Origin of the sequence: Trinickia fusca (assembly GCF_003628145.1) — a bacterium.
Classification (GTDB): Bacteria; Pseudomonadota; Gammaproteobacteria; order Burkholderiales; family Burkholderiaceae; genus Trinickia; species Trinickia fusca.
The window spans coordinates 481,121-500,691 of sequence record NZ_RBZV01000001.1 but is presented as its reverse complement, the minus strand read 5'-3'; the positions used below and the strand labels follow the sequence as shown (position 1 = coordinate 500,691).

Genomic DNA, 19,571 nt, shown 5'->3' with positions numbered 1-19,571 from the left:
TTCACTCATTTCGATTCGAATACGGCACACCTACCAATTTTCGTAAAGCCAAGCACCACCCTCACGAAAACACATAACCGCTTAATCAAATCTTTTTAAGAATTCCATGATCCGGTTTTATTTTCATCTAGCGCCATGTGCTGCACGATGCGCCCCTGAAACATGAAACCAGTGTGTACCGGATGCTTGCGACTGTCCAGGATCGACCGAGGCGGCTTTGCAATTGTTAACACTTCCCCATTTCATCCACCACAAATGTCTTTTCAATTGTTAACACTTCCACATTTCCCCTCACATAAAAATAATTTGCATGCGAACGAATTACAGGAAAATGCGCGACGACTTGCACGCCTCCGCAATCAAGAGAATGCAAGAGCAGAAAGGGGAAAAATCATGGCGATTTCGTACCGGTGCACGGATGCCAATCGGCTTCATCGCGCGGCATGTGCTGCCGCGCCTCTCCGCGCTGTGGCTCGACGCGTTTTCCTCGAAAGAAGTGCTCGCGCGTATCGACATCGGCTTGGCAGATCAGGTCGCACCGGCTGCGGTGGGACTTGTCGTCCATCCCGGTCGCGCGAACCAGGCGCCGTCCCCGGCGACGCCATTTCCCGTGATGCAGGCCAAATCACCCTGCCCCCTTCCCACTCTCATGGAGTCAGGCATGTCCACATCCAGCAGTTCACAGAAATTCATTGCACGCAATCGCGCGCCGCGAGTGCAGATCGAATACGACGTCGAGGTTTACGGCTCGGAAAAGAAGGTCGAGCTGCCGTTCGTCATGGGCGTGCTAGCCGACCTTTCCGGCAAGCCCGAGGTGCCGCTGCCAGCCGTGGCCGACCGGCAATTTCTCGACATCGACATCGACAACTTCGACGAGCGCATGAAAGCCATCCGGCCGCGCGTCGGGTTTGCCGTCGAGAACACGCTCACGGGCGACGGACAACTGTTGGTCGACATGACCTTCGAGAGCATCGAGGACTTCTCGCCGGCCGCCATCGCCCGCATGGTGGAACCGCTGCGGCGGCTGCTCGAGGCGCGCACCCAGCTCGCCAACCTGCAAACGTACATGGACGGCAAATCGGGCGCCGAAGCGCTCGTGAACCACTTGCTGCAGGACCATGCGCTGCTCGAATCGCTCGCGGCTGCACCGAAACCCCAGCTCACGAGCGAGACGGACACGAACGACGCCGCGCATCGCGAGGACGACGCTAACTGATCGGCCGAACAGGGCAACCCTGAGGAAGGAATCATGAAAAAACAGCAAACGCAGACAGGCGGCGTTGAAATGCAACTGCAACCGCAATCGGACTTCGCACTCCTGCTCGCCCAGGAATTCAAACCGAAAACGGAGCAGGCCCGCGAGGCCGTCGAGTACGCGGTCCGCACGCTCGCCGAACAAGCCTTGCAGCAGTCGATCACGATCAGCGACGATGCCTACAAGAGCATCGCCGCGATCATCTCGCAGATCGATCACAAGCTCTCCGAGCAGATCAACCTGATCCTGCATCACGACGATTTCCAGAAGCTCGAGTCGGCGTGGCGCGGCCTGCATCACCTGGTGTCGAACACCGAAACCGACGAGCGCCAGAAGATCCGCTTCATGGACATCTCGAAGGAAGAGCTGCGCCGCTCGATGAGGCGCTACAAAGGTCAGTCGTGGGACCAGAGCCCGATCTTCAAGCAGATCTACGAAGAGGAATACGGCCAGCTCGGCGGCGAACCGTACGGTTGCCTCGTCGCCGACTACTACTTCGACCATACGCCGCCGGACGTCGACCTGCTCGGCTCGATCGCGAAGGTGGCCGCCTCCGCGCACACGCCCTTCATTTCCGGCTCGTCGCCGTCGGTGCTGCAGATGGAGTCGTGGCAGGAACTGGCGAACCCGCGTGATCTCACGAAAATCTTCACGCAGAACCTCGAATACGCATCGTGGAACTCGCTGCGCAGCATGGACGACGCGCGCTATATCGGGCTGGCGATGCCGCGCTTTCTGTCGCGTCTGCCGTATGGCGTGCAGACGAATCCGGTCGACGAGTTCGATTTCGAGGAGGACACGAACGGCGCCGATCACCGCCGCTATGCATGGACGAACGCAGCCTATGCGATGGGCGTGAACATCAACCGGTCGTTCACGCTGTACGGCTGGTGCTCGCTGATCCGGGGCGTCGAGTCCGGCGGTACGGTCGAGAACCTGCCGTGCCATACGTTTCCGACCGACGACGGCGGCGTCGATATGAAATGCCCGACCGAGATCGCGATTTCCGACCGGCGCGAGGCAGAGCTCTCGAAGAACGGCTTCATTCCGCTCGTGCACCGCAAGAACACCGATCACGCAACGTTCATCGGTGCGCAGTCACTGCACAAGCCGGCCGAATACGACGACTCCGCCGCGACGGCCAATGCGAATCTGTCGGCCCGCCTGCCGTATCTGTTCGCGTGCTCGCGCTTCGCGCACTACCTGAAGTGCATCGTGCGCGACAAGATCGGTGCCTTCAAGGAGCGCGAGGACATGCAGCGCTGGCTCAACGAATGGATCATGAACTACGTCGATGCCGATCCGGCCAACTCGTCGCAGGAGACGAAGGCCCGCCGACCGCTCGCCGCCGCCGAAGTCGTCGTCGAGGAAGCGGCAGGCAATCCCGGCTACTACCAGGCGAAGTTCTTCCTGCGGCCTCACTTCCAACTCGAAGGCCTGACCGTGTCGCTGCGTCTGGTGGCGAAGCTGCCGGCGATCAAGGAAGCCGCCTGAGCCGCTGCAATTGCTGGCGGGCCTCATCAAGCTGGCCGGAATCGCAGCTTTAATCCGCGCGTGGCGCTCCGCGAGACCGGCTGTTTTTTTGTCATCCCCATGAGAGAGCAACGAAATGGCTCAGGACATTTTTTTGAAGATCGACGGCATCAACGGCGAGTCGCTCGACGGCAGTCACAAGGACGAAATCGAAGTCCTGAACTGGGACTGGGAAATCGAGCAGGAATCGACGATGCATACCGGCAGCGGCGGCGGCGCAGGCAAGGCGACCGTCAAGGATCTCACCTTCGAACACGCGATCGACCGCGCGAGCCCGAACCTGATGAAGTACGCGCTGACCGGCAAGCATGTCGACCAGGCCGTGCTCGTCATGCGCAAGGCTGGCGGCAATCCGCTCGAGTACCTGAAGCTCACGATGAGCGACGTGATCGTCACGCGCGTGAAGCCTTCGGGCAGCCGGGTCGATACGGAGCGCAGCCGCGAAACGGTGTCGCTGTCGTTCGCGAAGATCAAGCAGGAGTATGTCGTGCAGAACGCGCAGGGCGGCAGCGGTGGCGCCGTGACCACCAGCTTCGACATCAAGGGCAACAAGGAAGCCTGAGCGGCGATGGCAATGGCGGTGGCGGTAGCGCGAACCCGGCGGACGTCGACGACTTCCGCCGGACAGCGCCCGCCTTCGATCGATTCTCTTTTCCACGAACGGTGTACCCGAATGCGCCCGATCACTCCCGTTGGTGTCCTTGCCTGCTCGCTCGTGCTCGCCGCCTGTGCGAGCGGCGCCCCCACGCAGCAGGAGGCGGCCTGGCTCGACCTGGGCGTGAACGCCGCGCCCACGGTCAATCCGGACGATCGAAACCGCGCGGCGCCGATCGTGGTGAGCCTCTACGAACTGAAGACCGACGGCGCGTTCAACGCCGCCGATTACTTCACGCTGCAGGACAAGGACAAGGCCGTGCTGGCCGACGACCTCGTGACGCGCGAGCAGTTCCAGCTGCGCCCGGGCGAGCACCGGACGATCCGGCGCAAGGCCGACAGCCAAGCCACCGCGCTCGGCATCGTCGCGGCCTACCGCGATCTGCCGAACTCGGTCTGGCGCGCGGTCTACCCGTTGCCGCCCGCACGGAACGCAGCGTGGTATCGCTTCTCGTCGCCGAAGCTGACGTTGACCATCGATCTCGACACCCACGCGATCCGCGTGACAGAAACCGGTAAATGACCCGAACGGCGGAACTACACCATGAGCTGGCATAACAAGGTTGTCTGGAGCGAGGGGCTGTTCATGCGTCCGCAGCTGTTCCAGCAGCAGGAGCGCTACCTCGAGCACTATGCGCACAAGCGCGCGGCCCCTCTCTCGCCGTTCTTCTTCGGCTTCAGCCACTACAGCCTCGATACCGAAGCGCCCGCGCTCGGCAAGATCATCGTCAAATCGGCCAGCGGCGTATTCGCCGACGGCACGCCGTTCGACGCGCCGGGCAGCACGCCCCCGCCCGCGCCGCTGACGATCCAGCCCGAGCATCTGGATCAGGTGATCTATCTCGCGGTGCCGATCCGTGTGCCCAACGGCGAGGAGACCGCGTTCGATCATGGCGCCGAGTCGCTGGCCCGCTATGGCGTGTTCGAAACCGATCTGCGCGACACGAACTCGATCGGGCAAGGGCCGAAGACCGTCCAGCTGTCGAGCCTGCGTCTACGGCTGCTTTCCGAGAAGGAGCTGACCGACGCATGGATCGGCCTCGCCTTGACGCGCGTCAAGGCGATCCGCGCCGATGCCAGCATCGAACTCGACGACACGCTGATTCCGCCGGTGGTCGGCTACGGCGCGAGCGATACGCTGGCGAGCTGGCTCGCGAAGATCCACGATCTCACGCGCCTGCGGGCGAACGCGCTCGCCGAACGCCTGACCGGTGCCGACGGCAAGGCCGGCACGACGGCCGAAGTGTCCGATTACCTGCTGCTGCAAACGCTCAACCGTTACGAGCCGCTGCTGCGGCATCTGCAGCGGGTGCCGACCACCTCGCCTGCCGATCTGTACGCGCTGCTCGTCAGCATGGCGGGCGAGCTGTCGACCTATGTGCGCACCGACACGCGCCGACCGCTCGACTCGCATCCACCGTATCAGCACGTCGCCCCGCACCTGTGCCTGAAGCCCGTCGTCGACGATACCCATCGGCTGCTGAACGCGGTGCTCGTGCGTAGCGCGCAGAGCATCGTGCTCGTCGATCAAGGACACGGGATGCGCAATGCCGTGGTCGACCCGACCGACATGCAGAGCTTCACCGCGGTCGTGCTCGCGGTGCATGCGCAGATGCCGCCCGACACGCTGCAGCAACAGTTTGCCGCGCAGGCCAAAGCCGGGCCGTCCGAGCGGCTCCCGGACCTCGTGCGCAGTCATCTGTCCGGCATCGCGCTACAGGCGCTACCGGTGCCGCCGCGGCAGATTCCGTTCAACGCGGGCTACGTCTATTACGAACTCGCGCGCACCGGGCCGCTGTGGGACGAAGTCGCGCGGCACGGCGGGCTGGCATTGCACGTCGCGGGCGAATTTCCGTCATTGAAGCTGGAGCTCTGGGGCATTCGCGGATAGCGGCCAGCACAGGCAGCGCTGACTCGCGCGTACGAATTGCCTCGATCAACCACACGAACCGGGGGACTACCCGTGACCACAGAAGCCCTGCATCGTCCGGACAGGTCCGTTCCGGAACCGATCGATCCCGCCGCCATGCCGTTTGCGCAGCGCGCGAGCGCGAGCCCCGCGGCCGCCGAACCACCCGCCGCCCGCCTCGCCTTGATCAAGGCCGCCCGCAACCCGCTGCTCGAAGCGGCCCGGCCTCTGCTGCGGGCGTTGGCCGACATGCCGGATCAGCTCGATCGCGAAGGCATCCAGCAGTTGCGCCTGCTGCTCGAACAGGAAGTGCGCGTGTTCCAGCGGCTCTGCGAGCAGGCGAACCTGCGCCGCGATCATATGCTGGGCGCGCGCTACTGCCTTTGCACCGCACTCGACGAAGCCGCCATGCAAACCTCGTGGGCCCACTCGGCCGACGGCCACCTCGGCGCCTGGATCAGTGACGGGCTCGCTACATCGTTCCATGAGGACAGGCAAGGTGGCGACAAGGTGTATCTGCTGATCGGGCGGCTCATGAGCTCGCCGCAGGAACACCTCGATCTGCTCGAAGTCGTGTACCGGCTCCTGAGCCTCGGCTTCGAGGGCCGCTATCGGTACGAAGCCGACGGCCAACGCAAGCACGAAACCGTGCGCCAACGGATCTACAACGAGCTTGCGTCTCAGCGCGGCCCGGTGTCCGTCGCCCTTTCACCGCATTGGCAAGCCAACACCAAAGGCCGGCATGCGTCGTTCTACGACTTCCCCGTCTGGATCACGGTCGTCGTGCTGTCGCTGATCCTGCTCGGCCTGTTCGGCTACTTCAAATTCGTGCTTTCGACGCGCGCCAGCGACGTGCAAACGAGCATCGCCGACATCGGCCGCATGACGCCACCGCCCACTCCGCCTGCGCCTCGTCTGCTGCGTCTCAAGACGCTGCTCGCGAGCGAGATTAGCGCCGGTACGGTCAGCGTCGATGAAGACGACCGCCACAGCTCGGTGACGTTTCGCGGCGACGCGATGTTCCATCCGGGCTCGGCAGCCGTGAACGCGTCGATGGCGCCGCTGATCGCGAAGATCGCGGGCGAAATCGCGAAGGTGCCGGGCAAGGTGACGGTGCTCGGCTACACCGACGACGAGCCGGTCAAGAGCCGGCAGTTCGCCTCGAACGAAGCGCTGTCCGAAGAGCGCGCCACCCAGGTCATGCAGATGCTGCAGAGCGCCGGCGTGCCTGCGAATCGCCTGGAGGCGATCGGCAAGGGCAAGGCGGACCCGATCGGCGACAACCGAACCGTGCAAGGCCGCGCGCTGAATCGCCGCGTCGCAATCACGGTTGCGCCCTAACCCTCACCCGACCATCGAGGCCCAGACGTGAACAAGTTCCTGTCCTTTCTGGTGTCGCGCCAGTTCCTTTCCTTCCTCGCGCTGCTGCTCGTCGCGCTGCTGATCTGGTTCGTGGGTCCGTTCGTCTCGTTCGGCGGCCTCAAGCCGCTCGCGAGCACCGGCATGCGAATCCTCGTGATCGCGCTACTGCTGGCGGGCGTCCTGCTATGGCTCGCGGGTTGGTCGACCAGCGCCGTGTTCGTCGCGCTACTGTGTCTGCTGATCTGGTACGCGTCACCGCTGCTTGCGTTCGGCAGCGCCACCCCCTTCGTGTCGGAATCCGTGCGCGCCATCGCGATCGCAGCCGTGCTCACCGTGTTCCTGATCTACCTGGCGCTCCGGCTCCTGCACAAGATGCGCACGGACCCGGATTTTCTGAAAAGCCTGCTCGAGTTCGGCGGCAAGCGGCAGCCATCGCCCGCAGCCAGCCAGCTGGCCAAGGTCCATGCGGTGGTCGCCGGCGCGCTGGCGCGCCTGAAGGCGATGCGCACGGGCGCCCACGGTCTCGCGCGTCTCTTCCAGGGCAAGCGCTATCTCTATGAATTGCCGTGGTACCTCACGCTCGGCTCGGGCGCCTCGGGCAAGACCAGCGCGCTGCTCAACGCCGGACTGTCATTCCCCGTGGCCGCGCAGATGCAACGGGCGACGAGCATCCTGGCGAACCAGAGCGAGTCCGTCGACTGGTGGCTGACCAACTCCGCGGTGCTGATCGACACGGCGGGCCATTACACGCGTCACGGCACGTCGCGGTATGCGTTACCGCAACCACCTGCGCAAGCCAAGGAGAGCCCCTGGCGGCAGATCGTCGACCAGGCCGAGTGGCTCGGCTTTCTGCGCATGCTGCGCAAGCACCGTCCTCGTTCGCCGATCAACGGCGCGCTGCTCACCGTCGACGTGGCCGTACTGACGAGCGCCGACGACGATGCGCGTCACGCCGAAGCCGCCGCATTGCGCGCGCGGCTTGCCGATCTGCGCACGGAGCTCGGCATCCGCTTCCCCATCTACCTGCTGATCACGAAGACGGACCGGTTGTCGGGCTTCAACGAATACTTCAGCTCGCTGACCACGGAAGGCCGCGCCCAGACATGGGGTTTCACGCTCCCATACAGCACGGAGACCATTGCAAGCGAAGGGATTCGTGCCCGCTGCGCCGAAGAACTGGGACAACTGACCGAGAGGCTCGCCGCCGGTGTCAATACGCGCCTGCTCGAGGAGCACGATACGCCGAAGCGCCGCACGCTGGCCGCCTTTGCCGAAGAGTTCCTCGTGCTGACGCACGCGCTCGTCGAACTGATCGACGATGTGTTTCTCGATTCGCGCTACGACGACACGCAGCGCCACTCGACGCTGCGCGGCGTGTATTTCACGAGCGCCGCCCAAACCGGAAGCGATGTCGTGGTGGAAAGACGCACCGTGGTGCAGCGCCTCGCGGCCGCCATCGGACACGTGCCGCTCGTGCCCGCGCTCGCGCCCCGGCACGAAGGCAACCATAGCTTCTTTCTCCACGACCTGTTGACGAAGATCGTGGTTCCGGACGCCTCGCTGGTACAGCCCAATCTGCGATGGGAGTACCGCTCGCGCACGCTCTCGCTGATCGGTCACGCGCTGGCGTTGTGGCTGTTCGTGTGGCTCGCGATCGGCTTGCGCGTCAGCATGGGCAACAACGGCGATTATCTGGACGCGATCGGGCACAAGAGCGCGGCGCTCGCCTCCCGGGTCGGTCAGCTGTACAAGACGCCCAAACCCGAAGCCGTGCCCGACACGCTGACCGAAGCGCGCTATCTGCCCACCTACCCGGGGCTCGACCTGTCGGCCCCGGACAGCGGCTGGCGCTTTGGCCTGTACACGCCGCCCGGCATCGTGGCCGAAAGCCGTCGCACCTACGATGCACTGGAAGACAACCTGCTGCTGCCGCAGATCGTGAAGCGCATTGAAACCGTCCTCTCGCAGGCGATCGCCAACAAGGATCCGAAGGCCGCCTACGATGCCCTGCGCGTCTACCTGATGCTGTACGACAAGGCAAAGTTCGACGCCCCGCAAGTCGAGGCGTGGGTGCTCGACGACTGGGCCCACACCGACAGCGCCGCGATCTTCGGTGGCCGCGCGTCGATGATCGCCCACCTCGAGCAGTTGTTCTCCGGCGAGCGTATCGTGCAGTCCCCGCTGATCCGCAATGACGCACTGATCCAGCAGGCACGTGATTTTCTCGGCGGCAGCAATGCCACTGAGCGGCTCTACGAACGTGCCAAGGCCGCCATGCAGAAAGAAGCGCCGGACGAGTTCACGCTCGAGCGCGCGGTCGGCCCGCAAGCCGGAACGGTCTTCACGCGCGCGAGCGGCGCGCCGCTTTCGCGCGGCGTGCCGGGCCTCTTCACGTTCGACGGCTATCGGCTCGTGTTCGACAAGCGCTTGAGCGAATTCGTGCAGGTCGCACGCATGGATGACGCGTGGGTCATGGGCCGCAGCTATCCGGGAGAGGCTCAAAAAAAAACGGCGGCCATGGCGAATGGGCTGACGGGTAGCATCGATCCCCTCAGTGAAGCCATCCGTCGGCGATACCTGATGGAATACGCGCAGCAATGGGATGACTTTCTCGGCGACATCCGCACGGTGACCGGCACGAGCCTCGCATTCAACTTGCTGGTGCTGCGCAGCTTCGCGGCACCCGATTCGCCGCTCGTCCGTCTCGCCCACGCAGCGGTGCGTGAAACGACACTCACGCAACCCGTCTCCGAGGAAGATCATTCGTTCCTGCAAAAGGCCTCTGACCGGTTGAGCCAGGCTGCGGACAAAACACTCGGCATTCGTGCCGAGGAGCGCGTCGAGCGCGAGCTCGTCGACGATCATTTCGCGGCGTTGCGCGAAGTGGTGACGGGCAGCGCGCAAGCGCAGACAGCGGCACAACCCGCCGCCCCGCAGGCGGGCAAGACCGGCCTCGACAGCGTGGCGAACCTGCTGAACGACTACTACACGGCACTGACCGTCGCGGACGATGCCCTTTCCAACAACAGCATGCCGCCGGCAAGCGATACGGCGGCGAAACTGAAGATGACGGCGGACACGATGCCGGTGCCTTTTCGCGCGGTGTTGCTCGACCTCGCGGCGCAGGGCTCGCGAGAGGTCAACCGAGGCATCGGCCAACTGCTGTCCCGGCAGCTGCAAGCGCAGGTCGGCGACGCCTGTCGTCTCACGATCGAAGGCAACTATCCGTTTGCCGCCGACAGCCAACGCGACATCGGCATCGACGACTTCACGCGGGTGTTCGCGCAGGGCGGCATCATCGACGACTTCTTCACCAAGTCACTGGCGCCGTTCGTCGACACCTCCACGAAACCATGGCGCTACAAGACGCTGCCCGGCGCGACGGAACCCGTGCAAGGCCCGGATCTCGAACCCTTCGAGCATGCCAAGGCGATCCGCGATATCTTCTTCGGCGATCCCGGACAGAAGCAGTTGGCGTGGAAGACCGACATCCGGATTCCCGAATTGGATCCTACGATCACGAGCCTGATGATCGATGTCGACGGACAGACGACGCTCTACCAGCACGGTCCCGTTGCTCCGTTCAAAGTGAGCTGGCCAGGGCCGCGCGGGGGCGCGCATGTGGAGATCACCGCGAATCCGCGTATCCGGCCTGACACGTCGACCGTGTCGAAGGACGGCCCCTGGGCGCTGCTGCGCCTGTTGCAGAAAGGGCACGTGATCGAAACGGCAACGCCCGGGCGCACCCGCGTCGCGCTCGACTTCGATGGCCGCAAAGCGGTACTCGACATCGACAGTACGGGCAGCGTCGCCAACCCACTGACCAGCGACGTGCTGAAGACGTTCAAGTGTCCCGGCTCGATGCCGATGTTCAATCTGGCGGACACGGGAGCCCCCCCAGGATTGCCGCCGGGATTGCCCCCTGCAAAACGAGAAAAATAAGGCGGCGAATCCGAAGCCGCCGCTATTTCTCCGAGCGGCTCAGCGCTCCACGGGCTGCGCGATCACCACGTTGTGCAGTCCTTCTCGCTGCGGGAGGCCCGGCCCGAATTCCACGACATGACCGTCCTTCAGGATCACCGTGTAATCGGTATTCCCGAGCGACAGACGCGTGCGCTTACGCGCGAGATAGGTAAAGGCCTCGAAATCGCCGACCGTGCGCATGGCATCGGGTCGACCGAGTACGTCGAGCACGGTGTCACGGCTACTGCCAGGATCGAGGCGGGTGATGAGTTGGCCGGTGGTTTGGCAGCCTGCGACTGCGGCCGCCAGTACGGCCGCTCCCATGATTCGTTTCATAAGTCCCTTTGAGACTGGAGACACCACGCCTGCGGCGCGGTTTCGGCGCGGGATCATAGCGCAAGTTTCCGGTCATGGAACGGGATAGCCCCGGGCGCCATGTAGAATATGGGGTCAAAATATAAAAAGACCACGTGCAATGATGGGGTACTCGAGAACGACAAGCGCGCTGGCCCTCTGCATCACCTCACTGCTTGCCCTGCCCGCCTACGCAACCACGCCGGTGACATCGCTCGGCGAGTTGTTCGCGATTGCGCACGAGAGTGAACCGGGCTATCTCGCGGCCATGGCCAATGTGGAAGCGTCCAACGCCCGGACACGCCAGGCGTTCGGCGCCATGCTGCCTCAGATCACGGCCACCGCCAGCACCAATGGCAATCGGCGTCGCTACGACACCGTGGGCGACGACACGCCCACGATGCACGATCGCTATCACGCCGACAGCAATCAACTGAGTCTTACCCAACCGATCTGGCACGCCGCCAACAACGCCGCGCTGCGCCAGGCGCACGAAGCCGCCCAACAAGCCGAGTACCAGCTCGAGGACACCGAGCAGCAGCTCTACGTCAAGCTCGCCACCGCGTGGTTCGACCTGATGCAGGCACGCGACGAAGTGGCCTTCACCACCGCACAGCGCGACGCGTTGCGTGCCCAATGGGAGATCGCGCAACGCGCGCAAGCGCTGGGCGTACAAGGCGAACCCCAGGCGGAGGAAGCGCATGCCAAATACGAAGAGGCCAGTGCCGACGAGGCTTCTGCCGAGCTGGACATGTCGACCAAGCTCGCCGCAGTGGAGCAATGGGTCGGGCCGGCCGAAGACCTGCAACAGCCTTACTACAAGGACGACGCCGAACTACCGGAGTTGATCGGCGACGATCTCGATGCGTGGCTGGCACAGATCACGACGCGCAGCCCTGCCGTGCTCGCCGCTGCACGCGCCATCACGGCCGCCGACGAAGAGATCGCCAAGCAGGAGGCCGGCCATCAGCCCACACTGGACCTGGTCGCGAGCTACGGCCAGAACGCGCAGGCGGTGGGCAATTTCCCCGGCCAGGCCGGCTACAACATTCGCACATCGACGATAGGTCTGCAATTGAACATCCCGCTTTATTCGGGCGGCACGCAATCGGCCAAGGTGACCGAAGCCTTGGCGATGCGCGACAAGGCGCGCGACGACATGGAAGCCGCCCGTCGCCAGGCGATCCTCAACGTCAAGGATGCGTTCTATGGCTGGCGTGCCGGCCAGGCCAAGGCGCGCGCGGCGCATATTGCGGTGGCGTCCGCCGAAAAGACGTTGGCCGCTGCAACTCAGGGCACCGAGAAAGGCTTGAAAACCGAAGCCGACATCCTCGCCGCGCGGCAGCAGATGGCCGGCGCACGCCGCGACATGTGGAAGGGCAACTATCAGCAGCTCGTGTCCTACCTCAAGCTGAAAGCCACGCTGGGCGAGCTCAGCATCACCGACGTCGACGAATTGGATGCCTGCTTCGTCGCGCAAAAGCAGGAAGCCAAGCGATGAGTGCCTTGCCTGCCGAAAACGCCGGCCCGTGGGAGCGTTTCGTCACAGCCAACAGCGCCGCGGCGTTCTGCGATGCATGGCTGGCGCTGCTCTGCGAAAAGTGCCCTGGCGTGACGCAAGCCGCGGTCCTGGTGGAATCCAACGACGGCAAGAGCTTCGTACCGATCGCCGTATGGCCCGAGGCGAAAACCGACATGGCGCGCATGGGCGATGCGGTACAGCGTGCGATCGGCGAAAAGCAAATCGTCGTGCAGCCGCTGAAGGACGAGCCGGAACTCCACCATATCGCCACGCCCGTCGCCGTCCACGAACGCATCGCCGGCGCCATTGTGCTGGAGACGCGTCTCGCCGACGGCACCTTGCCCAACCTGTTGCGCGAATTGCATTGGAGCACCGCCTGGCTCACCAACCTGCTCGGCAAACGCGAACACGATGCGGCACTGGAAGCCAGCGAGCGTTCGCTGAGCATCCTGGAAACCGTCGCCACCACGCTGCGGCATGCACGCTTTCAGCAGGCGCTGTTCGAGCTTTGCAACGAACTGCGCCGCCGCTTCGCGTGCACGCGCGTCGCGATCGGCCTGGTGCGCGACGCCAAGGTCACCCTCGCCGCCTTGTCCGAAGCGGCCATGTTCGAAACATCCTCGCCGCTGGTGCAGGCCTATCTGGCGGCGATGGGCGAAGCCTGCGATCTGGCGCAACCGATCGAAGCGCACGGCGAAGCGCCCGAAAGCTATCGCGCGCACACTGCACTGCTGCAGCGTACCGGCGCCAGCAGCGCGCTGTCGCTGCCGATAGCGCAGCAGGCGCAGTGCGTTGCCATGCTGACGCTGGAGCGCAGCGACGATCGACGCTTCACCGATGCCGAACGCCGCTGGCTGGAAACCTTTGCCGCCCTGCTCGCCCCCGTGGTGGCGCAGCGTCGCGATGCCGAACGCAATTCGCTGCAACGGCTGCGCGATGAAGCGCAGCGCTTTCTCGACGCACTGCTCGGTCCACGCCATCTGGTGTGGAAAGTCGCGGGTGCCGTGAGCCTCGCTGTGCTGGCAGTGCTGGTCTTGCTGCCGGTGTCGTATCGCGTCACCGCCAAGACGGTGACGGAAGGCGAAATCCAGCGTGTCGCCGCGGCACCGTTCGAGGGCTTTCTGGCGGCCGGATTCGTGCGCGCGGGCGATACCGTCACCAAGGGCGAGGTCTTGGCGCAACTGGACGACCACGACCTGCAGGTGGAGCGCGCCAAATGGGCCAGTGATCGCGATCAGTACGAGAACAAGCTGCGCGAAGCGATGGCAGAGCACGATCTGACCGCGATCCAGGTGGTCGGCGCGCAGCGTGACGAGGCGCAAGCCCAGCTCGACCTGCTCGACGACAAGCTGGCGCGGACGAAGGTCCGCGCCCCTTATGACGGCGTGGTCGTCAGCGGCGATCTCAGCCAACAGATCGGTGCGCCGGTCGAGGCCGGCAAGAAGCTGTTCGAGATTGCGCCCTTGCACAGCTATCGCCTGATTCTGCAGATCGACGAACGCGATATCAACGAGGTCCAGGCAGGACAGCCGGGCGTGCTGGTGATGAACGGACTCGCCGGCGAGCCGATGCCGTTCACCGTGGCGAAGATCATGCCGGTGGCTACCGTGCAGGATGGCAAGAATTTCTATCGCGTGGAGGCCAGGCGGCAGCACGAGTCACTGGCATTGCTGCCCGGCATGGAAGGCGTAGGCAAGGTCAGCGTCGGGCGGCGCAAGTTAGGTTGGGTGTTGCTGCATAGCCTGTTCGATTGGCTGCGTCTGAGCCTCTGGAATTGGGGGCTGTAAGGTGGCACGCAACCCGTTCAGTCCTTCCTGGCACAGCGTCGCCGCGCTCAAACCGCGGCTGATGCCTTACGCCACCGTGCAACGCGTGATCTTCCGCGGCCGCCCCTGGTACGTCGTGCAAGACCAGACCGGCGGCCGCGTCTATCGCCTCACCACGGCGGCCTACGCGCTGATCGCCGGCATGGACGGCCGCACCACGGTGCAAACGCTGTGGGAGCGCGCCAACGCCTCCGAATCGCGCGATGCCTGCACGCAGCCGGAAGTGGTGGACCTGCTCACCCAACTGCACGCGGCCGACCTGCTGCAAACCGACGTCGCGCCCGATTCGGCCGACACGCTCGACCGTCACCGCCGCAAGCGCCGGGAAATCATCAAGCAATGGCTGCTCAATCCGATGAGCCTGAAGCTGCCCTTGCTCAATCCCGATCGATTCCTGACGGCACTCAGTCCCTATGTGGCCTGGTGCTTCGGTCCAATCGGCGCCCTGCTCTGGCTGAGCGTGGTGCTGCCCGCCGCCGTACTCGCCGCGCAACATTGGAACGACCTGACGCACAACCTCTCCGACCGCGTGCTGTCGTCGAGCAATTTGCTGGTGATGCTCGCCGTCTATCCTGTCGTGAAGTTGCTGCACGAACTGGGACACGGCTTCGCGGTGAAGCGCTGGGGCGGCGCGGTGCGCGAACTGGGGCTGATGTTTCTGCTCTTCGCACCGGTGCCTTATGTGGAGGCCTCCGCGTCGGCCGCCTTTCCGTCCAAATACCGCCGAGCCCTCGTCGCGGCGGCCGGCATGCTGGTGGAAATAGGGCTCGCCGCCCTCGCCTTATACGTCTGGCTGCTGGCCGAACCCGGCGTCGTCCGCGCGCTGGCCTTCAACGTGATGGTGATCGGCGGCGTCTCCACCTTGGTCGTGAACGGCAATCCCCTGCTCCGCTACGACGGCTACTACATCCTCAGCGACCTGATCGAAATCCCCAACCTCGCGCAGCGCGGCCAGGCCTGGTGGACGTATCTGCTCGATCGCTACGCCTTCGGTTCCACCGATGCGGTGAAGCCCGAGGAAACACTCGCCGAACAGCGCTGGCTGACCGGGTATGCACCGCTGGCCTGGTGCTATCGCACGTCCGTCACGGTCTCCGTGATTTTTATGGTGGCGGGCAAGTTCTTCGTCTTCGGCGTGGCGATGGCCTGCTGGAGTGCGATCGGTCTGTTCGTCATGCCGTTACGCAAGGGTTGGAAGCATTTGCGCAGCGCCCCATCGCTGCAGCGCTGCCGCGAGCGCGCCATGAAGCGCACGTTCGTGGCGATCGGTGCATTGCTGCTGCTGGTGCTCTGCGTACCGGTGCCGCTGTACACGCAATCGCTCGGCGTGGTGTGGCTGCCCGACCAATCCTTGTTGCATGCACGCGAGAACGCTTTCTTCACGAAGTGGCTGGTGGCGCCGGAACACACCGTACAAGCGAATCAGGCCGTTTATCTGCTGAGCAATCCGCAGTTGCAAGCCGAACTGACGGTGGATCGCGCGAAATACGCGCAAGCGAAAGCGCGCTACGACGCCGAGCAATTCACCGATCCGGCCAAGGCCGCCGTCTCCGGCCGCCAGTTGCAGGAAGCGCAGGAGGTCTTGCAACGCGCTCAGGAGCGTGTGCAACGGCTCTTGGGCAGCGTGGAGAGCGACGGCCGCTTGATGGCCGCCACGCCGCAGGACATGCCGGGCCGCTATTACAAGAAAGGCGATCTGCTCGGCTATGTATTGAGCGAAAAAGCCTTGATCGTGCGCGTGGTGGTCCAGCAGGACGATATCGAACTGGTGCACGAACGCCTGACCGGTGTGAAGCTGCGGCTCAGCGATGCGCTCGATCGGGTTTATCCGTCGCGAGTCGTGCGCAGTTTTCCTGGCGGTGTCGAAGAGCTGCCCACCGCGGCGCTGGGGCTCAATGCCGGTGGCATGGTGCCGACGCAGCCCAATGACCCGAATGGACTCAAGACCTTGCAGCGCGTGTTCATCGTGGACCTCGCCTTGCCCGAAGGCGTGACGCCGGCATTCGGCGAGCGCGTGCACGTGCGGTTTGCCCATGGATCGGAGTCGTTGGCCAAGCAAGGATGGCGGCGGCTGCGGCAAGTGTTCTTGAGTCATTTCAATGTCTGACGTCCGCGCCCTGCTGGCCGGTCGCGACGCGGCGCTCGGCGACGGCCCCTATCTGGAACGGCTCGACCCCACACGCTCCGCGTGGGAAGAGCGCCTGCGCGGATGGTTCGGCCAACTGCCGCGGTTCGATCGCACCAGAACGTTCCTGGAGGCCACTGCCGCGTTGGAAAACGAAGCCCGCGCTTGCAGCGACCAAGCGCTACGCGAACGTCTCCATCAGATCGCGCAGCAGATGCATCGTCACGGCTTCACCGATCCGTTGCTGGCGCAGGCCTTCGCGCAGATTCGCGAAGCCTCGCGCCGTACGCTGGGCATGCGCCATCACGACGTGCAATTGCTGGCCGGCCGTGCCCTCATGCAAGGCCGTCTGGCGGAAATGGCCACCGGCGAAGGCAAGACCCTCGCCGCCACGCTCGCCGCCGTCACGGCGGCGATCACCGGCGCCGCGGTCCACGTCGTCACCGTCAATGACTACCTCGCCGAACGCGATGCCGAACACAACGCGCCGCTGTTCGCGTTCCTGGAGCTGAGCATCGGCGTCGTGCTGCAAGACATGGACATCGCCAAGCGCCGCGAAGCCTATGCCTGCCACATCACCTACGTCTCCAACAAAGAACTCACCTTCGATTACCTGAAGGACTGCATCGCGCTGGGCGAGGCCTCGCGCACGCAGCAGCAACTGCGCGAACTGGCTGGCGGCCGGCATGCGGAACCCCCGATCATGCGCGGCCTCCATATCGCGATCATCGACGAAGCCGACAGCGTGCTGATCGACGAGGCGAGCACGCCGCTGATCATTTCCGAGACCTTGCCCGACGATCTCGATCCGGCGATCTATACACAGGCGATCGACATCGCTCGCACGCTGCAGGCCGGCGCGGACTTCCAGCTCGGCACCCACCGCGACATCTGGCTTACCGCGACCGGCAAACAACGCGTGCGCGAACTCAGTCGCGACTACGGCGGCCTGTGGCGCTCCGCGCTTTGGCGTGACGAATTCGCGCAAAAAGCGCTGTCGGCGGTGTACTGCTTCGAGCGCGACCAGCATTACATCCTGGCCGAAGACAAAGTGCAGATCGTCGACGAATCGACCGGGCGCGTGATGCCCGACCGCACCTGGGAACGCGGCCTGCATCAGATGATCGAATCCAAGGAAGGCTGCGAGATCACCGGCCAGCGCCGCACGCTGGCGCAGATCACCTATCAGCGCTTCTTCGGGCGTTATCTGCATCTTTGCGGCATGACCGGCACCGCGCAGGAGGTCGCCGCGGAGATCAAGCGCAGCTACGACCTGTCCATCACGCGTATTCCCACGCACAAGCCGAGCAAGCGCAAACGCCTGACCGATTCGCTGTGCCGAGATACCGAAGAACGCTGGGCCGCGGTGGCCCGGCGTGCCGGTGAATGGGCGGCGCAAGGCCGTGCCGTGCTGGTGGGCACACGTTCCGTGGAAGCCTCGGAACGCCTGAGCGCGGAATTGGAGCACGTAGGCCTCGCGCACACGGTGCTCAACGCGCGCCAGGACAAGACCGAGGCGGAGGCGGTGGCGCATGCCGGGCAAGCCGGGCAGATTACGGTCGCCACCAACATGGCCGGACGCGGCACCGATATCAAATTGGTCGATGAAGTCAGAAACGCCGGCGGCCTGCACGTGATCCTTACCGAATTCCACGAATCCGCCCGGGTGGATCGCCAGCTGTTCGGCCGTTGCGCGCGTCAAGGCGATCCAGGCACGACCGAAGCTATCGTCAGCATCGACGATGAATTGTTCCGCCGCTTCGCCCCCGCCCCAGTGCGCGCTTTGTTGCGTGTCATGGCCGGCAAGCAGCAACGCAGCTTGCGCTGGATCGTGCCGTGGGTGCAGAACCGCGCGGAACGCCATTACCGCAAGCAGCGGCTGGATACGATGCAACGCGATGATCAATGGCGACGCGCATTGGGATTCGTCGGCAAGACGATGAAATAAATGTGAAATCAGCACCTGCTAATTCATGCGCATCGCTATTTAAGTGACGCCGCGCGCAATATTTACAAAAATCTTTCGAATAAAAAGCTAATTAGTACCCTCTCTCGGTTTCTCTCCTCGCATTTACACAGTAATACACAGTAATTTATTGCGCGCCATGAAAAAATCACATCGAATGGTTCGATGCTCATGATCGCGTGACACGGGGAGAAGTGGATGTTTCGGGGGTTGGCTTTTGCAGAACAAGAGAAACAAAGAAGGATGCGGTGGCTCATCACCGCAGCCGTATGGGGTAGCTGGCTCGCGGCCTCCCCTGCTTTGTCGCACGCAGCGGAAACTTACGAATGCCTGATCGAGCCGACCCAAACCGTGGAGCTCGGCACGCCGGTCGGTGGCCAGATCGAGCGCGTCACCGTCAAGCGCGGCGACAAGGTCACACACAATCAGGTACTGGCCACACTGGAATCGCACGCTGAACAAGCGGCAGCCGATCTCGCGCGCTACAAATCCCAATTGGCCGGCCCCACCCAATTGGCGCAAAGCAAGATCGACTTCTCGCAACGCAAATTCGCCCGTCGTCGCGAGATGGCCGACGCCCATTTAATGGCCAAGCAAGACAGTGACGACGCCGAGTCGGAATTGAAACAAGCCCAAGCCGAGCTGACCGAAGCCAAGGAAAATCGCGAAGTCTCACGGCTCGAATACGTTCACGAAACGAGCCAGCTCAATCTGCGCACCATCCGCAGTCCTTTCGACGGCGTCGTGGTGGATCAGATGATGTGGCCCGGCGAAATCGTCGAACCCGGCGCCACCAAGCACACAGTGCTGAAAGTCGCCCAATTGAATCCGCTGCGCGTCAGGATGGTGTTGCCCTTGCGCGCTTTCGGGACCACGCATATCGGCATGACCGCTTCGGTCATCTCCGAAGTCGAGCCGAACACGCCTTACTCCGCCAAGGTCATCAGCGTCGACCGCATCGTCGACGCGGCCAGCGGCACCTTCGTGGTCTTCCTGGATTTACCCAATCCGAAACTTGATTTGCCCGCGGGCGTCAAGTGCAAGGCCACGCTGCGCAACTGAACAACGAAAAAACGCATTGGGCGACGCACCCGCACTAGCG

The 19,571-nt window shown here is 63.8% G+C and carries 13 protein-coding genes; 12 read left to right on the top strand and 1 reads right to left on the bottom strand.

Features of this window, described 5'->3' with window-relative positions; genetic code table 11:
- Positions 1–661: 661 nt before the first annotated feature.
- From tssB to tssM, 7 genes are all read left to right on the top strand, one after another.
- Entirely contained in the window at positions 662–1,216 is a 555-nt protein-coding gene (gene tssB / locus D7S89_RS01985; protein ID WP_121276009.1) for a type VI secretion system contractile sheath small subunit, read from the top strand.
- Between the two features lie 33 nt (positions 1,217–1,249).
- Positions 1,250–2,749, top strand: coding sequence for a type VI secretion system contractile sheath large subunit (gene tssC, locus D7S89_RS01980; RefSeq protein ID WP_121275099.1), 1,500 nt, complete (start codon positions 1,250–1,252; stop codon positions 2,747–2,749).
- A 115-nt stretch (positions 2,750–2,864) separates the two neighbouring features.
- Positions 2,865–3,350 carry an Hcp family type VI secretion system effector gene (locus tag D7S89_RS01975; protein ID WP_121275098.1) on the top strand — a complete coding sequence of 162 codons (486 nt, stop codon included), beginning with the start codon at positions 2,865–2,867 and terminating at the stop codon, positions 3,348–3,350.
- Between the two features lie 111 nt (positions 3,351–3,461).
- The gene (tssJ, locus tag D7S89_RS01970; RefSeq protein WP_121275096.1) at positions 3,462–3,965 is read left to right on the top strand and encodes a type VI secretion system lipoprotein TssJ; all 504 of its coding nucleotides are present in this window, start codon (positions 3,462–3,464) and stop codon (positions 3,963–3,965) included.
- 21 nt (positions 3,966–3,986) lie between these two features.
- On the top strand, positions 3,987–5,333 hold the full coding sequence (gene tssK / locus D7S89_RS01965) for a type VI secretion system baseplate subunit TssK (protein WP_121275094.1): 1,347 nt from the start codon (positions 3,987–3,989) through the stop codon (positions 5,331–5,333).
- Between the two features lie 87 nt (positions 5,334–5,420).
- Entirely contained in the window at positions 5,421–6,692 is a 1,272-nt protein-coding gene (gene tssL / locus D7S89_RS01960) for a type VI secretion system protein TssL, long form (protein WP_425470729.1), read from the top strand.
- Between the two features lie 27 nt (positions 6,693–6,719).
- Positions 6,720–10,655 carry a type VI secretion system membrane subunit TssM gene (tssM, locus tag D7S89_RS01955; protein ID WP_121275092.1) on the top strand — a complete coding sequence of 1,312 codons (3,936 nt, stop codon included), beginning with the start codon at positions 6,720–6,722 and terminating at the stop codon, positions 10,653–10,655.
- Positions 10,656–10,694: 39 nt separating this feature from the next.
- On the opposite strand, the gene bamE is transcribed toward tssM, so the two are convergent.
- The gene (gene bamE, locus D7S89_RS01950; protein ID WP_121275091.1) at positions 10,695–11,000 is read right to left on the bottom strand and encodes an outer membrane protein assembly factor BamE domain-containing protein; all 306 of its coding nucleotides are present in this window, start codon (positions 10,998–11,000) and stop codon (positions 10,695–10,697) included.
- 154 nt (positions 11,001–11,154) lie between these two features.
- Here bamE and D7S89_RS01945 point away from each other — a divergent pair, with 154 nt between their 5' ends.
- The 5 genes from D7S89_RS01945 (at position 11,155) to D7S89_RS01925 (ending at position 19,531) form a co-directional block, all read left to right on the top strand.
- Positions 11,155–12,531, top strand: a complete 1,377-nt coding sequence (locus D7S89_RS01945) for a TolC family outer membrane protein (RefSeq protein ID WP_183085073.1) — start codon at positions 11,155–11,157, stop codon at positions 12,529–12,531.
- Between the two features lie 248 nt (positions 12,532–12,779).
- Positions 12,780–14,339, top strand: a complete 1,560-nt coding sequence (locus D7S89_RS01940) for a GAF domain-containing protein (protein WP_183085072.1) — start codon at positions 12,780–12,782, stop codon at positions 14,337–14,339.
- A 1-nt stretch (position 14,340) separates the two neighbouring features.
- Positions 14,341–16,485, top strand: coding sequence for a zinc metalloprotease (locus tag D7S89_RS01935; RefSeq protein ID WP_121275086.1), 2,145 nt, complete (start codon positions 14,341–14,343; stop codon positions 16,483–16,485).
- Entirely contained in the window at positions 16,478–18,451 is a 1,974-nt protein-coding gene (locus D7S89_RS01930) for a preprotein translocase subunit SecA (protein WP_121275084.1), read from the top strand. Before D7S89_RS01935 ends, D7S89_RS01930 begins: the two co-directional genes overlap by 8 nt.
- A 261-nt stretch (positions 18,452–18,712) precedes the next feature.
- Entirely contained in the window at positions 18,713–19,531 is an 819-nt protein-coding gene (locus tag D7S89_RS01925) for an efflux RND transporter periplasmic adaptor subunit (RefSeq protein WP_121275083.1), read from the top strand.
- The last annotated feature ends 40 nt before the right edge of the window (positions 19,532–19,571 follow it).